This is a genomic window from Maribacter thermophilus (assembly GCF_001020565.1).
GTDB lineage: Bacteria > Bacteroidota > Bacteroidia > Flavobacteriales > Flavobacteriaceae > Maribacter > Maribacter thermophilus.
In genome coordinates this window covers 163,783-188,603 of record NZ_LDAS01000001.1, presented here as the reverse complement: position 1 = coordinate 188,603, position 24,821 = coordinate 163,783, and the positions used below count along the sequence as shown (strand labels likewise).

Below are 24,821 nucleotides of genomic sequence, written 5' to 3'. Positions count from 1 at the left end.
TACAAGTTTGCTATATTTAAGGATAATAAACCAACCTATGAAACCACTCAAAAAAGTTCTTCTTTTTTTACTTGTTTGCCTACTAATATTTGCGGCAATTTTAACTTACAATTATTTCAATTTTGAATCGAAACAGATATCGGTAGAAAAAGCCGAGAAAGTGGCTATAGACCCCGGAGCAATACACCGTTTTTCAAAAGCGCTACAAATAAAAACCGTTTCACCTGAAAATTTAGCGGATTTTGATTCTTTGGAATTTAAAAAATTCAATGACTTCATGAAATCCAGCTACCCGCTGATGGATTCTCTATTGATAAAAAAACAATTTAACGACTTTAGTCATCTTTTCTTGTGGAAAGGAACGGATACTTCCTTAAAGCCTATAATTCTTATGGCACATTTAGATGTGGTACCTGTGATAGAAAAAAACCTGCCTGAGTGGAAATCGCCCCCTTTTGCAGGGGTCATTAAAAACGACACCATTTGGGGCCGTGGTGCCATTGATGATAAGGTAGGCGTTATTGCCATATCGGAAGCCGTAGAATGGCTATTAAAGAACAATTATCGCCCCAAGAGAGACATTTATCTAGCCTTTGGGCATGATGAGGAAATTGGTGGCCCAAGAGGTGCTACGGCCATCGCCAGCTACTTAAAGGACCAAGGTGTAGAAGCAGAATTTATAATGGATGAAGGGGGGGTTATTGCCAACGGTCTTGTTCCAGGGGTTTCTAAAGATGTAGCACTTATAGGAACGGCCGAGAAAGGTTTTTTAAGCTTAAATTTTTCTGTTAAGATTGAAGGCGGACACTCTTCTATGCCCGGTAAGGAAACCGCCATAGATGTCTTGGCCAGTGCTATCTCAAAAATCAAAAAAAATCCGTTACCCACAAAATTCACGGTTCCACTAGAAGGTTTTATAGATTATCTGGGGCCAGAAATGCCTTTTGCCAATAAACTTATCTTTGCCAATAAAGGTATTCTTAAACCTATCATATTATCGGCCTTTGAAAAAAGCCCTAGTAGTAGTGCCATGATACGGACGACTACCGCCCCGACCATATTCAATAGTGGCGTAAAAGACAATATAATTCCCCAAAGGGCCAACGCTACGGTAAATTTCAGAATACTGCCAGAAACCACCATACAAGATGTACTGGATCATGTTACCAAGGTAATCAACGATGACCGGGTAAAAATAGAGAAAAGCAGTACCATGAATGAAGCCTCCAATCTATCCAGTACAGATTCTTATGGCTTTCAGTTGATCAACAGAACTATTAAAGAATTGTACCCCGAAGTATTTACCTCTCCAAACTTGGTCGTGGGTGCCACCGATTCTAGACATTTTAAATTACTAAGTCCAAATATTTATAGGTTTTCCCCTATTCACCTTAACGAGGACACTAAAAAATCTTTTCACGGTTTAAATGAAAGATTGGCCGTTTCCGATTTTAACAATGGAATACAATTTTATATTAACTTATTAAAAAACAGTAATTAAAAAAGAAGAAGTAAATTAGTGTATCTTAAGATACCTACTTATATATAAAATTCACCATTTCGAATTCTAAGATCATAAAACCACCAATGCAAAAAAAGAAAGATTTCATTTGGAGCAAAAAATTTGGTTACATCACTATTATTTCAGCTGTTTGTTCGCTTTTTGTTTTTCTTTGTACCTTATTTTTTTCTTCTTCCACGCCTCAAATAATAACCTTCGTTTTGACCCTGGGTTTTGGTCTGGGCGCCATAATAGATACATTCAAAAAAAAAATTCTGACAAGCTTTTATATGAGCACCGTACCCCCGCTAATGTTTGGGGTAATTACCATGTTGGTCGGTGGCTTTTTTGCCCAAGGCCTAGCAATCGGCACTTCTGCCTTTATGAGCTTTATAATTTTTCGAAACCGACCTAAATGGCGAAAAATTATTATAATATACATCATACTAACGTTCTTGTTACCGACCATTTATATTGGTATATATGGTCCCATTCTTGGTGACTTTAACCTTCCTTTTGACGAAATTGTAGTTTTCTTGGCATGCCTATGCTGGTTGTCCATTACCTTTTTTATGTATGATGAGAAAAAGACCCGATCCTACACCGATGAACTTGAAATAAAAAATAATTCTTTAAAAGCCAATGCCATTGAGCTTAAAAAATCTCAAGAAAGTTTAAGATCCCAAAACAAAGAATTAGCCCATTTAAACAAAGAACTGGAAATTAAAAATAAACAAATAGAGGAATTTACCTATATGGTAACCCACGACCTAAAAGCCCCTATTAGTAATATTGACGCAATTGCCGATCAGTTAAAATTACATTTTAAAAATACCGACAACAAAGAGGTTGATACCTATTTCGATTATCTTAAAACAAGTGCGACCCGCATGATGCATTTGGTCGGCAACCTATTGGAAAACGCAAAGATCGGTAACTCAAAAGTAAAAGAACCTGTTGACCTGAACAACTTATTAAAGGATATACTAAAAGATCTGTCTCACAGAATTAAAGAGACCCAAGCAGTGGTCAGCGTAGATAATTTACCGGTTGTACAAGGCTACCCCATAGAACTGCGGTTACTATTTCAAAACCTAGTGGACAATGCCCTAAAATTTACACCAAAAAACAAAAAACCAGAAATAAATATTACTTGTCACAAAAAAACAGACAGCTATATGTTCACTGTTTCCGATAACGGCATTGGGATCCCCAAAAAACATTTTGATAATATTTTTAAGGCCTTTCAAAAACTACATGCTTCAAAAGAATTTGAAGGTTCGGGCATAGGTCTGTACGGTTGTAAAAAAGTGGTAGAATATCATGGTGGGCGAATTTGGGTAGAATCCATTGAAAACAAAGGAAGTACATTCTATTTTACATTACCTTTAAAATAATAAACCAAGGTTACAATCGGCTCGGTAGTTGACGGGTAAAAAACATGTAATTATGAAAATCTATACAACCATCGTATTTTTATTTCTTATCGTTATTGCTACTTTTTCGCAAGAAGCCCCCCTTAAATTGGGCGTCGCCGGATTGACCCACGGTCATGTTGGTTGGATTTTGAGCCGGAAGCCACAATCGGACATCAATATGGTGGGCATCGTAGAAAAAAATAAAGAACTAGCACAAAGGTTGTCGCAACAATATGGTTTCTCTATGGATATTGTTTACGATAGCCTAGAAGAAATGATAAAGGCTACCAAACCTGATGCTGTGGCCGCTTTCGGAAACATTAAAGAACATTTAGGTGTAGTAGAAACATGTGCCCCCAAAGGAATTCATGTTATGGTAGAGAAACCCTTGGCCACTAGCCTAGCCGATGCCCTGAAAATTCAAAAATTAGCTGAAAAACATAAAATACACGTACTTACAAATTATGAAACCTCGTGGTACGAAACCAATTTTAAAGCCAAAGCCCTTGTCGAAGATGGTACTATAGGTGGACTAAGAAAGATAATTGTTAGAGATGGACATAAAGGGCCTAAAAAAATAGGGGTCTCGGACGAGTTTTTAGAATGGCTAACAGACCCTGAACTAAACGGAGGTGGTGCCATTATGGATTTTGGCTGTTACGGTGCTAATTTAATGACTTGGTTAATGAAAGGGAAAAAACCAAATTCGGTAACGGCCGTAAAACAGCAGTTACAGCCAGAAAACAACCCGTTGGTAGATGATGACGCCACCATCATTTTAACCTACGACGGTGCCATGGCCATTTTAGAACCTTCATGGAATTGGCCTATTGGTAGAAAGGATATGGAAATCTACGGTGAAAAAGGTGCCTTGTATTCCGACAATGCACATCAACTTCGTATAAGACTATCTAAGGGTTATAGTGATTTTACAGAAGAGACCCTCTTCTTTCAAAATAGGCCGGAACCCTATAACGACCCTTTTTCGGTGCTTGCAGCCGTAATCAACAATTCTTTAAAACTTGAGCCATTTGGCCCTTATACCCTAGAGAACAATATTGTTGCCATGGAAATATTACAAGCCGCCAAAGACAGTTCAGAGTCAGGAAAAACCATTGTTCTAAATAAAAAGTAAGCAACCCATAACCAAACCAAAATAACACTATTATGAAACAACTTTTTATCTCTCTTATCTTTATTCTATTCTTCAGCTCACTAAAAGCACAAAGCCCTATTATAGGTTTTTCTGCGACTGGGGCAGATCAACAGGCCAAAATTGAAAAAGATTTTGAAGACAAACTAAAAGCTTCCAATTTAGATGAATGGATGCAAAAAATGTCGGCAGAACCGCATTGGGTAGGTACAAAGTATGGAGAAAAAAATGCCAAATGGATCAGAGACCAATTTAAGTCTTGGGGTTACGATGCCAAAATAGAAACCTATCATGTTCTATTTCCTTATCCTACAGAAAGAGTACTGGAACTTACCGGACCAACAAAATACAAGGCAAAACTTACCGCCGTTCCGGTAGAAGGAGACCCTTTTACGGCCCAGGGCGATGCTCTTTTACCCAGTTACAATGCCTTTTCGACAGATGGTGATGTAGAGGCCGAACTTGTTTTTGTAAACTATGGCATACCTAAAGATTATGAAGAATTGGAAAAATTGGGCATTAGCGTAAAAGGTAAAATCGTAATTGCCAAATACCAGGGATCATGGCGAGGCATTAAACCAAAATTGGCAGCCGAAAACGGAGCCATAGGTTGCATCATTTATTCAGATCCGCAAGATGACGGGTATGGTAGAGGCGATGTTTATCCGAAAGGGGCGTTTAAGAACAAAACAGGTGTTCAAAGAGGATCTGTCATGGATATGCCTACATATCCCGGAGACGTGCTCACACCTGGTTACGGTGCTACCAAAGACGCAAAAAGATTAAAAAAGGAAAATGCCCCGACGATAACCAAAATACCGGTATTGCCCATTTCTTATGAAGATGCACAACCCTTATTGGCCGCTTTGGACGGACCCGTAGCTCCAGAATCTTGGCGCGGTGGGTTGCCCATCACCTACCACATAGGTCCCGGACCCGCCAAGGTTCACCTTAAACTAAAGTTTGATTGGAAATTGACCCCTGCCCATAATGTTATTGCTACAATGAAAGGTTCAGAATACCCTGACCAATGGGTAATGCGAGGCAATCACCACGATGCATGGGTGCACGGTGCCAATGACCCGGTAAGTGGTATGGTAGCTTTAATGGAAGAAGCACGGGCCGTCGCACAACTGGCCAAACAAGGATACAAGCCAAAAAGAACATTGGTGTATTGCGCATGGGATGCCGAAGAACCAGGATTAATAGGTTCTACGGAATGGGTGGAAGACCACAAAAAAGAATTACAGGAAAAGGTAGTTGCCTATATTAACACAGACGGCAATGGCCGTGGATTTTTAGGTGCGGGCGGGTCTCATTCGTTACAAGCAATGGTATCTGAAGTTGCCGGTTCGGTAACGGATCCACAGACCAAAGTTTCGGTTAAAGAACGTAGAATCGCAAGAGACATGGTACATGGCGGTGATGACTCTTTTAAATTATACGCCCTTGGTTCGGGATCCGATTACACCCCCTTTATTCAACATGCGGGCATTGCCGCTCTTAACCTTGGTTTCGGGGGAGAAAATGCAGGTGGCGAATACCATACCATTTATGATACCTACCCTCATTATAAAAGATTTAAAGATCCTGATTTCGCCTACGGGGTTGCCTTGGCCAATACTGCAGGTCGCATTACCTTGAGGTTGGCAAACGCTGATATTATCCCCCTAGACTTTGAACAGTGGTTTGCCACGGTTTCAGGTTACGCGGATGAAATAATATCCTTAACCGAAAAAATGAGAAAAGAGGTAGAAAAACACAATAAACTTGTAAAGGCAAATGCTTTTGAACTCTCTGCCGACCCTAAGAAATCTGTAAAAAATCCTGAATTAAAACCAATAGTTCCCTATTTGGATTTTTCTCCTTTACAAAACGAATTAAGTTCGCTTAAATCTACTATTGACGACTTCTCAAAACTTGCAACCGATGATCTTTCCAAGGAAAAGAAAAGCCAATTGAACCAAAAACTGATGAAAGCCGAACAGATGCTTACCTCTGAAAAAGGATTGCCAAGAAGACCTTGGTACAAACACCAAATATATGCTCCAGGTTTTTATACCGGTTATGGCGTAAAAACACTACCAGGGGTAAGAGAGGCAGTGGAGCAGAAAAATTGGACGGAAGCTGAAGAACAAATAAAAGTACTCAGTACAACACTGAGCAACTTTAATAGCTACTTAAAAGAAATAAACACTAACATTAAATAAGATAAATATGGGTGCTGACTATGTAAAAGTATTCGGGGGAGATGGTGCCAAAACCAAACGCATTGAAATGATTTTACGGGAGAATGGCATAGAACCTATTATTAAAAATGAAAACGAATCTGCCCGTTTGGCCGGTTTTGGCACTCCCCTGCCCCACATATTGGAAATATATGTAAACAAAGATGAAGAAGAAAAAACCCTTTCCCTCATTTCTGAAATAGAATGGGAAGAATAACAAAAAAGCCTCCATAAACCGGAGGCTTTTTTTATTTGTATGTAATGTTGATTATCCTTTTGTAAGAGGAGTAATATCAATAGTCCTGAATTCTACCGCACCATGATCCCCCTGTATCATAATCGGCCCTGCTTCTGCTTCTTTATTATCTAAGGCACCGCCTGTCATACCCAGAATGTTTTGGCCGTTAATAATCGTTTTTCCGTTTGCAACGACCGTTACCCTTCTACCTATTAGGGTAATATCATAGGTCTGCCACTCCCCTGCCTTTAAGGCTGCATTTTCATTTGGGTCGATCAACCCGTAAATACCTCCAAAGTAGATGGAAGAAGGTTCTAACCCATAATTATCGGCAATCTGAACCTCATACCTTCCTCTTAAATAAAGACCACTATTACTTCCTTCAGGATATCTAAATTCTACATGGATCTTAAAATCTTTGAACTTCTCTTCCGATACAAGGTTAACACCAGATTTATCGCTTTTTAATATTCCGTCTACCACTTTCCATTGGTTACCTTCCACAATTTTCCACCCATTCAAATTTTTACCATTGAAAAGTTCAATTTTCTTTCCTGTTTTTACTTTTTCGTAATACGGCAACTCTGGGGCCTTGACCGCTGTCCATTTATATGTTTTTCCATTGGTAAATACCATAGTACCCTCGAGACCGTCACCTACCAATTTTCCTTCAAATTCCATATTTGAAGCACCAGGTTCCCATTGTGGTGGAATTTCAAAATAAAAGATATCTCCATATTTTTTTACTTCCGCTATAGGTCTTGCGCTACCAAAAGCAAACGTAAACCTACCGATCAAAGTATTATGACCAGAATGCCTAATCTCTAGCCAACTAGGTAACTCTTTACCCTCTTGATCAATTGTTAAGTTCCACCTTCCTTCAAGAGGATGGCCTTCTTGGGCCATCAAAGATGTAGATAAGACAATAAGCAAAAACGAAAAAAACAAAAATCTGTACTTCATGAATCTAACTATTTATAATTATGAGATTATCAAATATAGGACAAGTTATATAAAAACTTAAGTTCATTTTTTTAAAAATACTTGTATAGTGTTACTAGAACATTTAATATTATATCAAACTTTAAAAAATGATAAGTCAAAATTTAAAATAATGTTAGTTTATCAATTCTCTATTTTTAACATCAATAATTTATAGTCCCTTCAAAACCAACCAATGAAATTATTTTCCAATCCCATTTTTTACATTACCGTCCTTTCCTTTTTATTTATTTCCTGTAACCATAAAAAACCTATAGAAACTCCCGTAGTCATTTATGAGGACAGCACCGCTATTTCGGAAAAGATGCAAAAGGCAAAAGAAGGTATTTCAGCTATTGTTGCAGATGGCCTTGAACTGAGTCTTTGGGCCTCTGACTCTTTGGCTCCAGACCCTATTGCCATGGATATGGACAATGAAGGCAGGGTTTACATTACCAGATCTAACAGAAATAAAAATTCGGAATTTGATATTAGGGGACACCGTGATTGGATGACCGCCTCTATCGGATTGCAATCTGTTGAGGAACGACGCGCGTTTTTACATGAAACCTTTGCCCCTGAAAAGAGTAAAGAAAATAGTTGGTTTCCCGATTTGAACAATGATTCTATACATGATTGGCGCGACTTGGCCGTTGAAAAAGATGAAGTATGGATGTTAGAAGATTCTGACGGTGATGGCATAGCCGATATCTCTACACAGATCTTAAACGATTTTAACGATGAAGTAAATGATGTCGCGGGAGCACTTTTGGTAAGGGACGAGGATATGTTTTTAGGAATAGGCCCCGACATGTATCGTCTTAGAGATACCAACGGTGATAAGGTTATAGACGAAAAAACCAGTATAGCCACAGGTTTTGCCGTACACATCGGGTTTTCTGGGCATGGTATGTCTGGGGCCATACAAGGACCCGACGGAAAAATATACTGGGGTATCGGTGATATTGGCGCCAACCTAACTACCGTTGACGGGGTTAACCATAAGTATCCAAACCAAGGGGTTATCGTTAGAAGTAATCCGGACGGAAGTGATTTTGAGGTTTTTGCCCGCGGATTAAGAAATACCCATGAATTTGTTTTTGATGCCTATGGCAACATCATATCTTCCGACAACGATGGGGACCATAAAGGAGAAAGCGAAAGATTGGTTCATATCGTAGAAGGTTCCGATGCCGGCTGGCGATCCAACTGGCAATATGGAAAATATACAGACCCCAACAATAATGGTTATAATGTTTGGATGGACGAAAAATTGTTTGTCCCAAGATGGGAAGGGCAGGCAGCCTATATTATGCCCCCGATTCAAAATTTTCACAACGGCCCTACGGGTATGCTTTACAATCCCGGAACTGCTTTGGGCAAAAAGTGGTTGGACAAGTTTTTCTTGGTAGAATTTGTGGGCGACCCCAGTCGTTCTCATATTTGGTCGTTCGACCTTCAGCCAAAAGGTGCCAGTTTTGAATTAAAATCGGACGAATCCATCCTTACAGGTGTATTACCTACGGGCATCGCTTTTGGCCCCGAAGGTGCCCTATATCTTGCAGACTGGGTCAATGGCTGGGGGGCCAAAGATTTTGGAAGAGTCTGGAAACTGGATGTTAAGGACAATGAAAACGATCTAGAGCAACAGCGTCTTGAAACCAAAAGGCTAATGACCCATGATTATGAAAATGATGATACCGACAACTTGATCAAATTGCTTAGCTATGAAGATATGCGCATTCGCCAAAAAGCACAATTCGAATTGGCAAAGAGAACCTTTTGGGGTTATAGAGCCCTAAAAAAGGCTATTACCGAAGAAGAAAATCAATTTGCACGTATTCATGCTATCTGGGCAATCGGGCAGATAGCGGCCAATAATAAAGACAAAGCCGAACCCTTAATACCCTTACTTTCTGATGAAGATCCAGAAATTATTGCACAGGCTGCCAAGGTCATTGGCGATGTAAAATTTGGTGACGCCGCAGAAAACCTGCTCCCATTGTTATCGCATCAAAATGATAGAGTCAAGTTTTTTGCCGCCCAAGCATTGGGTAGAGTGGCTTATAAAGAAGCTATAGACCCATTAATAAAAATGATTGCAGAAAACAACGACAACGATCTTTACATAAGGCATGCCGGAGTTTTGGCTTTATCAAGAATCGGAGAAGTGGAGCCTATAACCGCCCTGGCCGATAGTGATAATAGAAGTTTAAGAATAGCGGCCGTATTGGTATTAAGAAGGCTTCAAAATTCAAAAATATCCCTGTTTTTGTCAGATAAGGACGAATATATAGTAACAGAGGCCGCAAGGGCCATAAATGATGACTGGTCTATTGAAGAGGCATTGCCAGAACTTGCCGCCATACTTTCAGAAGACCGCTTTACTTCAGAACCTTTGTTAAGAAGGGCCATAAACGCTGCATTGCGCGTAGGAACGGAAACCGCCCTTGAAGACCTTATACGCTTTTCAAAACGTGCTTCGGTTTCAAATGTATTACGTGGAGAGGCCCTTGCCGCATTGGGAACATGGAACAACCCAAGCGTGCTGGACAGGGTAGACGGCCGGTACAGAGGAGAGATAATTAGAGAAGATAAACTCCTAAAAGATAAACTGGAAAAAGACATTCCATTCTTTCTTGAACAAAAAAATCCGGAGATACTGATAGGCATTTCAAAGGCTATCGGGGCTGTAGGAATAGACACCTATAATGACAAACTGTACAACCTATTCAAATCCATCGATTCACCAAAAGTTAGGGCCACTATTTTAACCACTCTTGGCAATCTTAAGTTTTCAAAAATAGAAATGGCCATGGCCCGTGGAATGAAAGATAGCAATGCCGAAGTAAGAACCGCCGCCGTTGGTTTATTGGGTCAACTAGATTTACCCAAAGAAAAACTACCTTCTATTGTCGGCCCCATTTTTCAAAAAGGGTCGGTAGGTGAACAACAGCGTATGCTAGGTGTACTTGGAGATCTGCCGAAAGAAAAGAGCAGTGCCATTTTAACTAATTTGATAGCTAAGGCAAGTAAAAACCAATTGCGTCAAGAAATTATGCTCGATTTAATGGAATCTGTAAAAGCGACCGAAGATTCGACCTTGATAGCGCAGATGGGTAAATTGAAAAATCTTGGATATACTACCGATTCTTATCAAGAAACCTTATACGGAGGTAGTTGGTGGAATGGTAGAACCGTTTTCAACAATAACCCTACGGCACAATGTGTACGGTGCCATGCGGTAAACGGTACTGGTGGAGAGGTAGGCCCTGCACTTGATAATATTGCCAATATACTTTCTAGGGAAGAAATATTGGAAGCTTTAATAGAGCCAAGTGCCAGATTGGCTCCCGGCTATGGATCGGTCACCCTAACATTGACCGACGGACAAAAGGTTACAGGGGTTTTAATGGAAGAACGTAAAACAGACCTATTGTTAAGAACCTCCGAAGCCGAACCCATGGAGGTTCCCTTAGCAAGAATAAAGAAAAGAGAAAACTCAATTTCGGCAATGCCGCCTATGGGCAGAATGATATCAAGAAGAGAACTTAGGGATTTAATGGAGTATTTAGGAAGTCTTAAACAAAAAGGAGCATAGTTTAATTTCCATGCCAGTTTAAGAAAGAAGTACCAATTACTTTAAAAGAACAAACCCTGTATGTGCTTTGGGCTATTTGATCAATTAAAGATTTTTCATATCCTATATTTTAGTAAATTGGAAAGCAACCTAATCTTGAATATTACATCTTGTGAAAAATGATTTAAATGAAAAACAAAACATTTCTTGTCGGAATATTGATAATTATTAATTGTACGCTTTTTGGATGTGGTGTGGATAGCGAACCCGTTTCTTGCCCGGACAACTTTACAGGTGAATTGAAGGACGAAGAGGTTAAATTAGTAGGCCAATGGACCCTTACCGGTTTAATGGCCGATACCGAAATAGATTTGAGCAATGACAATGTAGACAATCCAAGTGCCGACATTTACGAACAGTATTCTGAATGTTATAAAGATGCCTTGTTCAGTTTTGGATCCAATAGAATCTATTCGTACGAAAAAGGGAGTAGAGCAGCCGGATGCAATATAACCTCCACTAACGGTACATGGGCATTATTTGAAGACCAATTGTATTTAATAGTGTCATGTGAACAGCTTGGTTTCTCGTTAACTTTTAACGAATCGGCTACTGAATTTCAATACACATCGACTTTGAGCATTCAAGATGTAAATGCTGTCATAACCGAAACACAGGTTACTTTTACTTACACAAAGGTAGAATCTACCGAATAGCCTTTAAAAACCAAAGTTAGCTAAAACTAAAACTTTTATCGTTAAGGGCCCGTATTCTGGTCGTTTCGTATTCATCTACAATTTCCTTGACTATTTCGGCCGCTGGTCGAATGTTATGGATCAATGAGGATACTTGCCCTATTTCCAGTTCTCCTTCGTCCAGGTCACCTTCGAACATTCCTTTTTTGGCCCTGCCCCTACCCAAAAGGTCTCTAAGTTCTTCTTTTGAGGCCTTGTTTTCATATGCTTTTTGTATATCGAGATAAAATTTGTTCTTCAACAAACGCACGGGAGTGAGCTCTTTTAAGGTTAAACTGGTATCGCCTTCTTTGGCATCCAGTATCTTTTGTTTAAAATTTTGATGTGAAGAGGCTTCGGTAGAGGCAATGAATCTGCTCCCTATCTGAACACCATCGGCGCCGAGAACCATTGCCGCGAGCATAGCTTTGCCCGTAGCTATACCACCCGCCGCAATTAACGGAATATCTATTTGTTCCCTAACCGAAGGTATCAGTACCATAGAGGTCGTCTCATCACGACCATTATGCCCCCCAGCTTCAAAACCTTCCGCCACAATGGCATCTACACCGGCTTCTTTGGCCTTTAAAGCAAATTTAACGCTGCTGACCACATGTACCACGATTATCCCTTTTTCCTTTAAATAAGAGGTCCATGTTTTAGGGTTGCCCGCAGAGGTGAAAACAATTTTTACTTTCTCTTTAACAATAATTCCTATAAGCTCTTCCAAATCAGGGTACAGCATCGGGAGGTTTACCCCAAAGGGTTTATCCGTGGCTTGTTTGCACTTTTTTATATGATCCAGAAAAACATCGGGGTACATACTTCCCGCTCCTATAATACCAAGTCCCCCAGCATTTGAAACCGCCGAAGCAAGCTTCCATCCACTGGCCCATACCATACCTGCCTGAACAATGGGATATTTAATATTAAAAAGTTCAGTTATTCTATTCTGCATATTATAGAGTATATAAAAAGGTTATGTGCGACGGTTACGAAATAACTCCCGACCCGATCAACTCATCATCTTGGTACCAAGCTACAAACTGACCCTCGGTAATAGCCGACTGTTTTTCTTCAAAATCTACATAAAGTCCCCCTTCTACCTTATAAACGGTTGCATTTTGTAATTTTTGTCGATATCTAATCCGAGCCTTTACCTCCATGCTTTCGTCGGGCTGTAACCTTAAGTCTGGCCTTACCCAATGTATTTCCGATTCTTGCACAAACAATGTTCGTCGGTACAAACCTGGGTGCGACTTTCCCTGTCCGGTATAGATAACATTTTCCTCAACATCGGTATCTATTACGAACAAAGGTTCTTTTGTACCCCCAACATTAAGCCCTTTTCGTTGACCCTTTGTAAAATAATGGGCACCTTGGTGTTCTCCCACAACTTTACCGTCAGAGATAGAATAATGTGGCTTTTGTGCAAAAAACTCTAATTCGGAAGCTTTGTTCTTAAATTCAGGAACAGGTCTTTGATATTGCTCTACCCCAGAAGGTACCTCAACAATTTTACCAGTTTTGGGCTTTAACTGCTGCTGTAGAAACTCTGGCAACCTAACTTTTCCAATAAAACATAAACCTTGAGAATCTTTTTTATCTGCCGTAATTAAGTTCATGTCCGCAGCAATTTTTCTTACCTCGGGCTTCGTCAACTCGCCAATAGGAAAAAGTGTTTTCGCCAATTGCTCTTGCGATAATTGACATAAAAAATATGATTGGTCTTTATTCGTATCCTTCCCGGATAATAATTGATAGGTTTCGGTACCATCTTGGCCCGTAATAATTCCTTTTCTACAATAATGGCCCGTAGCTACATAATCGGCACCAAGTTGAAGTGCAATTTTTAGGAACACATCAAACTTTATCTCTCTATTGCACAATACATCAGGGTTAGGGGTACGCCCCATTTCATATTCACGAAACATATAATCTACGATACGCTCTTTGTACTCCGCACTCAAATCTACCGTTTGAAAGGGGATACCCAATTTTTCGGCAACGATCAATGCATCGTTACTATCTTCCAACCACGGACATTCTTCTGATATGGTCACCGAATCATCGTGCCAATTCTTCATAAAAAGGCCAATAACATCGTACCCCTGCTCCTTTAAAAGATAGGCCGCGACACTTGAATCTACTCCCCCCGAAAGTCCTATAACTACTTTTTTCATCTATTCATCTTGGTCGTAACAAAATTACAAAATTTCATTTCAAAGCTTCTTTTTTTCAAATGAGGAATTATAACCTCAAAAAACGCAAATGGTAGTAGAACCAAGGAATACACCTTGTTCTTTTATTTAATCCGAAAATATTATTTTGTTAAACTTTTATCAAAAAAGATTAAACAAAATAATATTATAGTATTTTCACCAAAATAGACACTTTATTACCAATTTGGTAAATATTGCCTCGATTACTAAACATTTAAAAAACAATCTTTAAAAAATGCCGCTATGAAATTTTTACTACAATTAAAAAACCTCTTATTACTAACTAGTATTACCATTGTATTATGGTCTTGCGATAAAGATGCAAATGATAACACGGACCTGCCAGAGACAATGACCATTGTTGAAACCGCACAAGCCGAAGATGCATTGTCTTCCTTGGTTTCCGCACTAATGACCGCAGACAATTCGGAAGGAACAGATTTGGTGGGGACCCTAAGCTCCGAAGGGCCATTTACTGTTTTTGCTCCTACCAATGATGCATTTGCCGCGTTATTAGACCAATTGGATGGTTTTGATTCTTTATCCGACTTTGACACGGATGAAGAACGAGAATTACTAACAACAATTCTGACCTACCATGTGGTTGCCGGTGTAGCCGCAAAATCTACTGATTTATCGGACCAAATGACCGTTTCTACCGTACAAGGTGAAGATTTGACAATAAATTTGGAAGGCGGTGTATTTATAGAAGATGCGACCGAAGTAAATGCCGAAGTAGTAATTGCCGATGTTATGGCAAGTAACGGTGTCGTTCACGTCATAGACAAAGTAATGTTGCCACAGGCTATTATAGATGCGCTGAACCAAGAAGAAATAACCAACAACAATGGTACTTTAGTCGATATTGTAGTGGCCACCGAACCCCTGTCGATTTTAGAAGCTGCCGTTATCAAGGCGGATCTAGTTGCCACCCTAAGTTCCGATGGTCCATTTACCGTTTTTGCCCCTACAGATGATGCCTTTGTGGCACTATTGGAAATTTTAGGCGACGACTATAACAGTCTTGATGATTTTGACACGGCAGAAGAAATGGCCCTATTAAAAAACATTCTGTTGTATCATGTGATACCCGCAGAAGTAAAATCTACAGATCTTTCGGCAGGGCAAGTTTCTACGGCTTTTGAAGGTAACAGTGTTGAAATTATTTCCTCTGGCGAAACATTTGTTATTGGCGATGCATCCGACACCAATGCCAATATTACCGGTGTAGATATTATGGCCTCTAACGGTGTAGCGCACACTATAGATAAGGTTTTACTACCACAATCGGCCATCGATTTTGTTGTTTCTCTGCAACTTAAGACAATTGTCGAAACTGCTGTAGCAACCGAAGACTTGAGCCTTTTGGTAGAATCGCTGATCCAGGCGGATGCCGGTTTGGTAGAAACCCTAAACGGTGATGGTCCATTTACTGTGTTCGCTCCTACCAATGCCGCTTTCACCTCTCTTTTAGACACTTTGGGAGATGACTACAATAGCTTATCCGATTTTGACACGGACGAAGAAAAACAATTACTGGTCTCTATCTTGACCTATCATGTGGTTGCTGGTAACGCCGCTTTTTCTACAGATTTAAGTGATGGACAATCTATAGAAACTTTTCAAGGCGAAAATATCGGTATTAAAATACAGGACGGTACGGTACATGTAGAAGATGCAACCGATATGAATGCCTCGGTAGTACTTGCAGATGTTGAGGCCAGCAATGGGGTGGTGCATATTATTAATAAGGTACTATTACCACAAGAAACGTTAGATGCATTGGCTCCCGGTATGTTAAATATTGTAGAAACGGCACAAGATGTTCCCGACCTTAGTACTTTGGTAGCGGCCTTGATCCAAGCAGACGCCGGCTTGGTGGAGACTTTGAGCGGTGATGGTCCGTTTACGGTCTTTGCCCCTACCAATGATGCATTTACTACATTTTTAAATGATCTGGGCAGTAGTTATAACAGCTTGTCCGACTTTGATACAGATGAAGAAAAAGCCTTGTTAGCAAAGTTACTTACCTATCATGTAGTATCTGGAGCATCGGTAGCATCTACCGACCTATCGGACCATTTAGAAATTACCACGGTACAGGGAGAATCGCTATTTGCCCTTTTGGGTACCGGCGTACAAATCCGCGACAAATCGCATATAGACGCCAACGTAACTACGCCAGACGTAACAACCAGCAACGGTATAGTACATATTGTGGACAAGGTATTACTGCCACAAGAAATTATCGATGCACTACACTAACAACTATTTTAAATAGTAAAGTATGGTAACCTCCTTTAAAAAAAAGGAGGTTTTTTTTATGCCTTAAACACGGCGACATCAAAAAAAACTCCTTTAGCATACAAATAGACCTTCTTGACAACCCTTTTTTTTTACAAGGAATAAATAATCTCATATTTACACCCCCAAAACTTGCCAAACCAAACCTTAACCAATGGCAAAAGCCCTTTCTTTTTAGAAAGGGCTTTTTATTTTTAATCTCTTAAAGTTGTTATTTCTTTTTCTGAGCCTCTGCCTGTTCCATCATTTCACGCATCTTACGCTGAAATTTATTTTCCTTTTTAGGCTTCTTTTTGTTCTCTTGTATCTGCGCGTGAATCTTATCATTATCGAGAATAAAATTCTTGATCACCAACATAATACCAATAGTAATCAAGTTAGAAACAAAATAATACAAACTTAATCCACTAGCATAGTTGTTAAAGAAGAACAACATCATAAAAGGCATCAAATACATGATAAACTTCATATTGGGCATACCTGGCTGGCTAGGCATATTCTGGCCTGTAGTCATCATCATATAAAAGAAGATGGCAATGGAGGCCAGTATCGGAAAAAGACTTACGTGATCCCCATAAAACGGAATAGAAAATCCTTCGGGGAATTGGTATATAGTATCAAAAGACGACAAATCGTCGGCCCATAAGAAAGACTTTTGACGTAAGGCAAAAGATGAAGGGAAGAACATAAACAGGGCATAGAAAATAGGCATTTGCAAAAATGCCGGTACGCACCCACTCATAGGGCTTACCCCTGCTTTGCCATACAGCTTCATGGTCTCTTGCTGTTTTTTCATGGCATTGTCCTTATACTTCTCGTTCAACTCATTGATTTCCGGTTTTAAAACCTTCATTTTTGCCTGGGACAAATAAGACTTATAGGTAACCGGCGACATGGCCAAACGAACCAATATGGTCATAATGATAATCGCTATACCATATGGAAAATAAGAACTTAGCAGAGAATAGAAGGGTGTAAAAACGTATCTGTTTATCCACCCAAAAATACCCCACCCGAAAGGAATGGAGTCTACGAGGTCAAGATCTTCATATTTAGACAGTACATCTACATCTGTAGGGCCATAGTACATGTACATACTTTTTGAAATCTCCCCTCCTTTTACTTCTATCGGCAAAACCGACGAATAGGCTTTTGTAAAACCGAAAGTTCTACTCTCTTCCTCTACCAAGTTTTTAGACGTCAGCTCTCCACTCTTAAAAGGTTCATCTGCAGCCAAAATGGAACTAAAGAAGTGTTGTCTATAAGATATCCACTTTATATCCTCTTCTGTTTCCTCATCATCACTCCCCTCCGACAACTTGCTCAACTTGCCATCCTCATGGTGATAGGTTAGACGGGTATATCTATTTTCGTACTGTATGCTCTTAGAGTGCCTTATCCCCTTCAGTTTCCAATCTAATGTTACAGGATTACTGTCGTTAATGATTCCATCCAAACCTTGGGTGCGTACCGTAAAATCCACTAGGTAATCCCCAGGTTTCATCTCGTAACGGTATTCTAAAAATTGATCGTTAGATGTTTTCGCTTTTAAGGATAAAATCTGTTTGCCATCGGACTTGGTAAGATTGGGCTCAAAAAACAAATCTTTAGTACTTAAGACCCTATTGTCGATAGTAGAGAAATTAATGGCAAACGAAGAATTTCCATCCTTCACAAGGTATACCGGTACAGAATCATACGTGACAAAATTTTTCATTTTTGCCTCGACTACGTGCCCTCCTTTGTTACTGATCTTTAAAAACAGTACATCATTTTCTAAAACGGTTGTACCTTCTTTGGGCGTGGTAAACCCAAAAGCACCTATTTTACTTTTATACCCAGCTATAGCTGAAGAATCGTTCAAGTTTACCTCGGGAGTGCTATCTATCACAAAATCATCGGCCTTTTCCTCTTTTGCAGCCGCAGCATCTATCTGCTCCTGCTTTGCTTTTTGTGCCGCTATCTCCTCGGGTGTCGGCTTGTTTTGATAAAACATGAAAATTAAAATTCCGAATATCAATACAAAACCGATTATAGATTTTACATCTAATTTCTTTTCTTCCATCTAAAAAATATCTAAATATATAAGGTAATTATTTGGTCTTTAGAGAGCAAATATATGCCCAAATAAGCAGTTTATGCCATACTGGCATTAGTTTGTGCCTTTTTATGTGCCAATGCCGCTTTTACAAAACCAACGAACAACGGATGTGGATTGGCTACCGTACTTTTGTATTCGGGATGATATTGAACTCCAATAAACCACGGATGGTCTTTTAGTTCCACTATTTCTACCAGGTTTGTTTTTGAGTTGATACCGGTTGCCAAAAGCCCCGCTTCCTCAAGCTGTTTTTTGTATGAATTGTTGAATTCGTACCTATGCCTATGTCTTTCGGAAATCTGCTTGGCTCCATTATATACCTGTTGTACCAAACTACCATCTTTTAGTTCACAGTCCCAGGCACCCAACCTCATGGTACCCCCTTTATCGGTAACGGATTTCTGTTCTTCCATTAAATTGATAACGGGATCTGTTGTGCCCGAATCCATCTCGGTAGAGCTCGCATCTTTAAGGTTCAGTACATTTCTGGCATATTCTATGACCGCCATTTGCATTCCCAAACATATTCCCAAGAATGGAATGTTATTGACCCTTGCATAGTTTACCGCTATGATCTTACCTTCTATACCGCGTTCTCCAAAACCTGGAGCCACCAATATACCGTCCAAACCTTTTAATTTACTCTCATAATTTTGGGCGGTAATATATTCTGAATGTATAGACCTAACGTTTACCTTGACCTCATTTTGGGCTCCTGCGTGAATAAAGGATTCCAATATAGATTTGTATGAATCTTGTAATTCTACGTACTTACCAACCAAGCCCACGGTAACTTCGTTTTTAGGATTCTTGTGGCGTTCCAAAAATTGGTTCCATCTTGTCAGATCCGGACTTGTGGAGTCTGGCAGTGCCAATTTGCGAAGGGTAACAGTATCCAATCCTTCTTGTTGCATTAAAATAGGCACATCGTAAATTGTAGAAGCATCAATACTTTGTATTACCGCCTCTCTCTTCACATTACAGAAAAGTGCCAATTTGTCCTTTATCTCATCAGAGATTTTATGTTCGGTCCTACAAACAAGAATATCGGCCTTGATACCGCTTTCCATCAATGTTTTTACCGAATGCTGAGTAGGTTTTGTTTTCAACTCCCCCGCTGCGGACAGGTATGGCACCAATGTTAAATGTATAACAATGGCATTATTATCGCCCAGTTCCCAAAGCAGCTGTCTTACCGCTTCTATATAAGGTAGTGATTCTATATCGCCAACGGTACCTCCTATTTCGGTAATAACGATGTCGTACTCACCACTCTTGCCCAATAATTGTACACGCTCCTTTATTTCATTGGTTATATGTGGTACCACCTGAACGGTTTTACCCAAAAACTCTCCTCTTCTCTCCTTTTCTATTACACTTTGGTAAATTCTTCCAGTGGTAACATTGTTCGCCTGTGAGGTTCTTACATTTAAAAAACGCTCATAGTGCCCTAAATCCAAATCAGTTTCGGCCCCATCATCCGTTACGTAACACTCGCCGTGTTCATAAGGATTAAGAGTTCCTGGGTCTACATTTATATACGGATCCAGTTTCTGTATAGTGGTTTTATATCCTCTTGATTGAAGAAGTTTCGCCAAAGATGCGGCAATAATGCCTTTTCCAAGTGATGAAGTAACGCCTCCCGTAACGAAGATGTATTTGGTTTCTGCCATTGATAAGATTTCTATGTTACGGGACACAAAGTTACAAATTGAGAATAGAACTCAATGACTTTCCTTCGGAAAATCTTTTTGAATCTTTCGAATTAACGATTCTAGACTATTTGTTTTAATTTCTAGCATAGACCGCAATAATTCGCCCAATTTTCCATCAGGAAAACCTTTTTGCTGAAACCAGACCAAGTATGGCTCGGGCAAATCTACCAAATACCTCCCTTTGTGTTTTCCAAAGGGCATGCGATAATGTGCCAACTCTATTAATTTTTGATGATCCGGTTTTATTTCCATTTTTTAAAACTAAAAAAATTATCTTTAAAGGGACAACAATTTAAATCAACATGAAAAGAAGAGATTTTATAGGAACTACGGCTGCGGCATCTGTAGGTATCATAACTCCTGCAAGAGCAACTGGCAATAGCTCAAAATCAAAAGAAGAACCTACCTTTAAACTTAAACATAATATTAACCATAGTGTTTGTTATTGGTGTTATGGATCCATCCCTTTTGAGGAGTTTTTACAGGAACTGAACAAGTTGGATATACGTGCCATTGATTTGGTGGACCCAGAACAGTTTCCTCTCTTAAAAAAATACAATATACACGCATCTATGTGCTGGGGTGCAGGTATGGGCATAGAAAAAGGCTGGAACAATCCTGAATTTCACGAAGAACTTATAGCCGATTATAAAAGGGTAATCCCTTTGGTTGCCGAAGGTGGTTACACAAACCTTATTTGCTTTAGCGGCAACAGAAACGGAATGAACGATTTAGTAGGCTTACGTAACTGTGCCAAAGGCCTAAAAGAAATAATACCATTGGCCGAAGAGCATGGTGTTGTACTACAAATGGAGTTATTGAACAGTAAGGTTAACCATAAGGACTATATGTGCGACACTACCGAATGGGGCGTATCTTTATGCGAAACTATTGGTTCAGAGAATTTTAAATTACTTTACGACATTTACCACATGCAGATAATGGAAGGTGACATTATAAGAAATATCCAAGACTACCACCAATATTATGGCCATTACCACACAGGCGGAAACCCGGGTCGCCATGAAATTGACGAAACCCAAGAAATTTATTATCCTGCAGTAATGAAAGCCATTTTAGATACCGGATACAAGGGTTATGTTGCCCAAGAGTTCGTACCGAGCTGGGAAGACAAAATTGCAGCTCTAAAACAAGGAGTCACCATCTGTGATATTTAATAGTGCATTTAACCAACCTTCCTTCGGGAAGGTTTTTTTTTAGCCGCTCTCATCTTAATATCCAAAAGAAGAACAATCGTAATTTAAAATATGTGTGTAATTTAGCACCCAAAGCATACATTTAAACACTGACTATATTAAACATTGATCAAAATGAAAAAATCGATTACATTATTGGCCGTCTTTACCTTTTTAGTACAATTTGCATCGGCCCAAGAATTCGAGGTAGGCACAAACGTTATAAATACCGGTATTGGTGTAGGTGGCTATTATGGAGGATACAGCACCTCTACCGAAAGTCCTGTATTTAGCGCCAGTTACGAAAGAGGGGTATGGGATGTTCCAGGGCCAGGGGTGGTAAGTCTCGGAGGCTACATCGGCTATAAAAGATTTACTTATAAAGATAGAACCTATAATTACGACTACAGCTGGTCATATACCGTTATAGGTGCCCGTGGAACTTACCACTACACCGGTTTTGACATTGACAATCTTGATGTATACGGTGGGGTTATGGCTTCTATGCGTCTTTACAGCGGTGACGATTACAACGATTTGGACAGCAGACCCGGAGCTAGCGCCTTTGTGGGCGGCCGTTGGTACTTTACAGATACCGTTGCCGGATTTGCGGAAGCTGGGTACGGAGCCTCTTTTTTAACCATAGGTGCTTCTTTTAGATTCTAAAAAACGAAAACAAAATCAAAAGAAAGCCCTCCCGAAATTCTATTCCGGGAGGGCTTTCTTTTTGTAATTTTTAAATCTAGTTTGTTCTTTAAAAAAGGGTTGCCTTCTCTATTCGCAAAAGAATCATTTTTCTCTTCTTAAAGGAAAAACTGGCAACAAAAAGGTCAAAGGACCCAATTGAATGAAATTTCCTTTTCTATATCTGGATGCAGACTATATAATACAGGGCAGGTATTTGCCGTATTTTCCAACACCTTCCTATCCTTATCCGAAATATTGGCAGGTAGGGTGAGTTTTACTTCTATCTTTGAAATTCTTCTTGGGGAAGCTGCCATATGTTTGGTTACCTCTGCCAAAGAGTTTCTAATATCCAACTGTAACCCATTGGCCTTAATCCCCATCATAGTCAACATACAACTTGCCAAACCTGTAGCAACGGTATCGGTCGGAGAAAAAGCCTGACCTAGACCATTATTATCGGTAGGTGCATCGGTCATAAAAGAATCACCGGATTTAATGTGCGTACATTCTGTTCTTAATTCGCCGTTATATACTACTTTCGATGTCATACTAATCCAATTCTTTTATCCACATATTATCATACCCCATTATATAGGAAGCTTTATTGTAGTAGCCCGAAGAAATATCTTTCTCATAATCAAATTTGTTCCCACTGTACTCGGTTTCGCCTATGAACTTAGAAACACTCAGCAAATCGTTTTTATAAGCCAGTTTTAACAGCAGGTCATAGGTTATATCGAAACCTCGTACCGCAAACTTGTCCGGTGCATCACCAAATTTTTCTATATAACGTTTTACAAACGGACCAGATGATACCTCCCTATAAACCGATGGATAGGTGAAATGAAGATTAGATAAATGTGTACTGGAAATAACATCATTGTCAAAAGCGTTGTTCTTGTCTGTCGTGAACATTCTTACTTTTAATTTTTTAGTACCATTTTCTATATCTAAAAGGGAGTTGTTAAAAGCATTAAGTATGGACACCAGACTAGAGATCAATTTAAAATTGTCAGATTCCACAAAGACCCAATTCTCCACATCTTCAGATAAAAGACGTCCCAACTTGTCCCTACTAATACCTATATTCTTTTTCTCCTCCTTTACCTCAAGTATTTTTGCTTGGGGAAAACTCTCTAAAATAACGGCCTTGGTTTCCGCATTTTTTTCGTCCGCTATTACTACAATATTCTCGTTCGTATACTTTTCCTTGGCATATGTTAGCATATGTTCACGAAGTGTTTTAGGTTCTGTATATGAGAAAAACACATTTCCTAAACTAATATCGCTTTTTGCAGGAACAGGAGCGATTACCGGTACGTGATAATTTGCCGCTTGGTTAGAAACCTCTTTTAGAGACAATACATCTAAGGGGCCTAATATTGCGCTATAACTACCCAAGTTTTCTTTTTGCAATATCTCTTTTGTTCTCTGAAGGTCCAATTGGTTATCAAAGGTCTTTACATCTACCGATACACCCAATGATTTAATAGAGTCCAACGCTACCAATGCCCCCGAATATAGCCCAAGACTATATTTTAGGCTATTTCTGTTTTCAATGGTCCATTCAACGGTTTCGGTATCGTTTAAGTCCAATTTATCTAAACGGAACGGCAACATGAACATAACCTTAGGACGATTTTCTACGTTAATACTGTCCAATAGATTGATCTTATCCAACACCAAAGAATTTTTCACTTCAAAATCGCCCACCTGATCTTTAGGTAATTTTAATACCATTCCGGCCTTTAATCCATCTTTCAATGCCGGATTCAATTTAACTAAATCGGCCCAAGACATTCCAAATTTTCTGGTCAATCGAAATTCGTTTTGTTTTGGCTTAACCTCATAGAAAATGTAGTTATCCGTATTTATCTCCCCTGGGTCCAATTTAGTTTCGGGCAACCTTATCACCATTCCTTCTTTTAACCCTCCACGTTCTGTAATCTCTGGATTAAGTCTTACTATCTCGTCCGCTTTTACCCCAAACTGTTGCTCTAACCTATAAAAGTTCATTTTGGCCGGTACCGTATAGGACCTGTACAATTGGGTTTCTTGATTTTTAACTGAAGAACCTGCTATTTTAGGCATAAGAAGCTCATAACCTTCTTGTAAATAATTGGTGGTTTTAGAGAGACCCGGGTTAAGGGCAAGCATACTATCTACGGTAATACCGTATTTGTGTGCTATGCTCCAACGAGTTTCTTTTGGCGCCACAACATATTTCTCAAAATCATCGGGGTCTACGGTATTTTGGTCCTCTTCCGTCTTTTTATATTTCGGAATTCTTATAACCATTTTCTTTTTCAACTGCGTAGCGTACAATTCTTTATTGTACTTTTTGATTTCCTCTTCGGTTACACCAAATTTCTTGGCAATACCATATAAGGTCTCTTTCTTTTTAACCTTATACTCTATAAAACCGGTGGGCTCTTTCTTCACAACAGAATCGTTCATGATTCTGCCGATCAATACTTCTACAGATTCTTCGCCCCCCGTATTACCGGTTTTCTGCAAAGGCTTTGTTACGGTTCCATTGGCACTGGGTATTACCAATATAGTATTGATTCCCAAGGACTCCCCTTTTTTAATTTCTTTGTTATACTTAAGAATATCGTCTTGGGAAACACCGTATTGTTTGGCTATACCATACAGTGTTTCGTTTTTCTTGACCGCATGTGTCGTAAACTTTTGTCCGAAGGCCTTACCACTAAAAAAGAGGCAAAGACAAACAGTAAAAACTAACTTTACTACATTTTTCAT

18 protein-coding genes are annotated in these 24,821 nt (G+C 39.4%); 10 read left to right on the top strand and 8 right to left on the bottom strand.

The features are described 5' to 3' along the window. Positions 1-37 precede the first annotated feature (37 nt). The 5 genes from AB657_RS00840 to AB657_RS00820 all read left to right on the top strand — a co-directional run bounded on the left by AB657_RS00840 (position 38) and on the right by AB657_RS00820 (position 6,517). Positions 38-1,501, top strand: coding sequence for a M20 family peptidase (locus AB657_RS00840; protein WP_047244774.1), 1,464 nt, complete (start codon positions 38-40; stop codon positions 1,499-1,501). A gap of 290 nt (positions 1,502-1,791) precedes the next feature. Continuing rightward, positions 1,792-2,898 (top strand): sensor histidine kinase, encoded by a 1,107-nt coding sequence (locus AB657_RS17570; RefSeq protein ID WP_198146851.1) that lies wholly within the window; start codon positions 1,792-1,794, stop codon positions 2,896-2,898. A gap of 52 nt (positions 2,899-2,950) precedes the next feature. Beyond that, positions 2,951-4,054, top strand: coding sequence for a Gfo/Idh/MocA family protein (locus tag AB657_RS00830; RefSeq protein ID WP_047247703.1), 1,104 nt, complete (start codon positions 2,951-2,953; stop codon positions 4,052-4,054). 32 nt (positions 4,055-4,086) lie between these two features. After that, a complete protein-coding gene (locus AB657_RS00825; RefSeq protein ID WP_047244773.1) occupies positions 4,087-6,282 on the top strand; it encodes a transferrin receptor-like dimerization domain-containing protein in 2,196 nt (731 codons plus the stop codon). Between the two features lie 7 nt (positions 6,283-6,289). Next, positions 6,290-6,517, top strand: coding sequence for a putative signal transducing protein (locus AB657_RS00820; protein WP_047244772.1), 228 nt, complete (start codon positions 6,290-6,292; stop codon positions 6,515-6,517). A 51-nt stretch (positions 6,518-6,568) separates the two neighbouring features. On the opposite strand, the gene AB657_RS00815 is transcribed toward AB657_RS00820, so the two are convergent. Continuing rightward, positions 6,569-7,501 carry a 3-keto-disaccharide hydrolase gene (locus AB657_RS00815; protein WP_047244771.1) on the bottom strand — a complete coding sequence of 311 codons (933 nt, stop codon included), beginning with the start codon at positions 7,499-7,501 and terminating at the stop codon, positions 6,569-6,571. Between the two features lie 214 nt (positions 7,502-7,715). Between AB657_RS00815 and AB657_RS00810 the strand changes: the two genes are divergently transcribed. Beyond that, entirely contained in the window at positions 7,716-11,120 is a 3,405-nt protein-coding gene (locus AB657_RS00810) for a HEAT repeat domain-containing protein (RefSeq protein WP_047244770.1), read from the top strand. A gap of 167 nt (positions 11,121-11,287) precedes the next feature. Further along, the gene (locus AB657_RS17565) at positions 11,288-11,815 is read left to right on the top strand and encodes a DUF5004 domain-containing protein (RefSeq protein ID WP_052958589.1); all 528 of its coding nucleotides are present in this window, start codon (positions 11,288-11,290) and stop codon (positions 11,813-11,815) included. A 16-nt stretch (positions 11,816-11,831) separates the two neighbouring features. Here the strand turns inward: AB657_RS17565 and AB657_RS00800 are convergent, their stop codons facing one another. Both AB657_RS00800 and mnmA read right to left on the bottom strand, forming a co-directional pair. After that, a complete protein-coding gene (locus AB657_RS00800) occupies positions 11,832-12,791 on the bottom strand; it encodes an NAD(P)H-dependent flavin oxidoreductase (protein ID WP_047244769.1) in 960 nt (319 codons plus the stop codon). Positions 12,792-12,825: 34 nt separating this feature from the next. After that, positions 12,826-14,016 carry a tRNA 2-thiouridine(34) synthase MnmA gene (gene mnmA / locus AB657_RS00795; RefSeq protein WP_047244768.1) on the bottom strand — a complete coding sequence of 397 codons (1,191 nt, stop codon included), beginning with the start codon at positions 14,014-14,016 and terminating at the stop codon, positions 12,826-12,828. A gap of 282 nt (positions 14,017-14,298) precedes the next feature. Between mnmA and AB657_RS00790 the strand changes: the two genes are divergently transcribed. Next, positions 14,299-16,320 (top strand): fasciclin domain-containing protein, encoded by a 2,022-nt coding sequence (locus AB657_RS00790; RefSeq protein ID WP_047244767.1) that lies wholly within the window; start codon positions 14,299-14,301, stop codon positions 16,318-16,320. Positions 16,321-16,570: 250 nt separating this feature from the next. On the opposite strand, the gene yidC is transcribed toward AB657_RS00790, so the two are convergent. The 3 genes from yidC to AB657_RS00775 form a co-directional block, all read right to left on the bottom strand. Next, the gene (gene yidC / locus AB657_RS00785; RefSeq protein WP_047244766.1) at positions 16,571-18,424 is read right to left on the bottom strand and encodes a membrane protein insertase YidC; all 1,854 of its coding nucleotides are present in this window, start codon (positions 18,422-18,424) and stop codon (positions 16,571-16,573) included. A 71-nt stretch (positions 18,425-18,495) separates the two neighbouring features. Beyond that, positions 18,496-20,133 carry a CTP synthase gene (locus AB657_RS00780; RefSeq protein WP_047244765.1) on the bottom strand — a complete coding sequence of 546 codons (1,638 nt, stop codon included), beginning with the start codon at positions 20,131-20,133 and terminating at the stop codon, positions 18,496-18,498. A 51-nt stretch (positions 20,134-20,184) separates the two neighbouring features. After that, entirely contained in the window at positions 20,185-20,427 is a 243-nt protein-coding gene (locus tag AB657_RS00775) for a DUF3820 family protein (RefSeq protein ID WP_047244764.1), read from the bottom strand. A 50-nt stretch (positions 20,428-20,477) separates the two neighbouring features. On the opposite strand from AB657_RS00775, the gene AB657_RS00770 reads away from it, so the two are divergent. Both AB657_RS00770 and AB657_RS00765 read left to right on the top strand, forming a co-directional pair. Then, complete coding sequence (locus tag AB657_RS00770; RefSeq protein ID WP_047244763.1) at positions 20,478-21,353, top strand: hydroxypyruvate isomerase family protein; 876 nt, start codon at positions 20,478-20,480, stop codon at positions 21,351-21,353. Positions 21,354-21,506: 153 nt separating this feature from the next. Next, complete coding sequence (locus AB657_RS00765) at positions 21,507-22,037, top strand: hypothetical protein (RefSeq protein WP_047244762.1); 531 nt, start codon at positions 21,507-21,509, stop codon at positions 22,035-22,037. Positions 22,038-22,201: 164 nt separating this feature from the next. Here AB657_RS00765 and AB657_RS00760 read toward each other — a convergent pair whose 3' ends face one another. Further along, a complete protein-coding gene (locus tag AB657_RS00760; RefSeq protein WP_047244761.1) occupies positions 22,202-22,606 on the bottom strand; it encodes an OsmC family protein in 405 nt (134 codons plus the stop codon). Between the two features lies 1 nt (position 22,607). After that, positions 22,608-24,821 carry a LysM peptidoglycan-binding domain-containing protein gene (locus AB657_RS00755; RefSeq protein WP_232304819.1) on the bottom strand — a complete coding sequence of 738 codons (2,214 nt, stop codon included), beginning with the start codon at positions 24,819-24,821 and terminating at the stop codon, positions 22,608-22,610.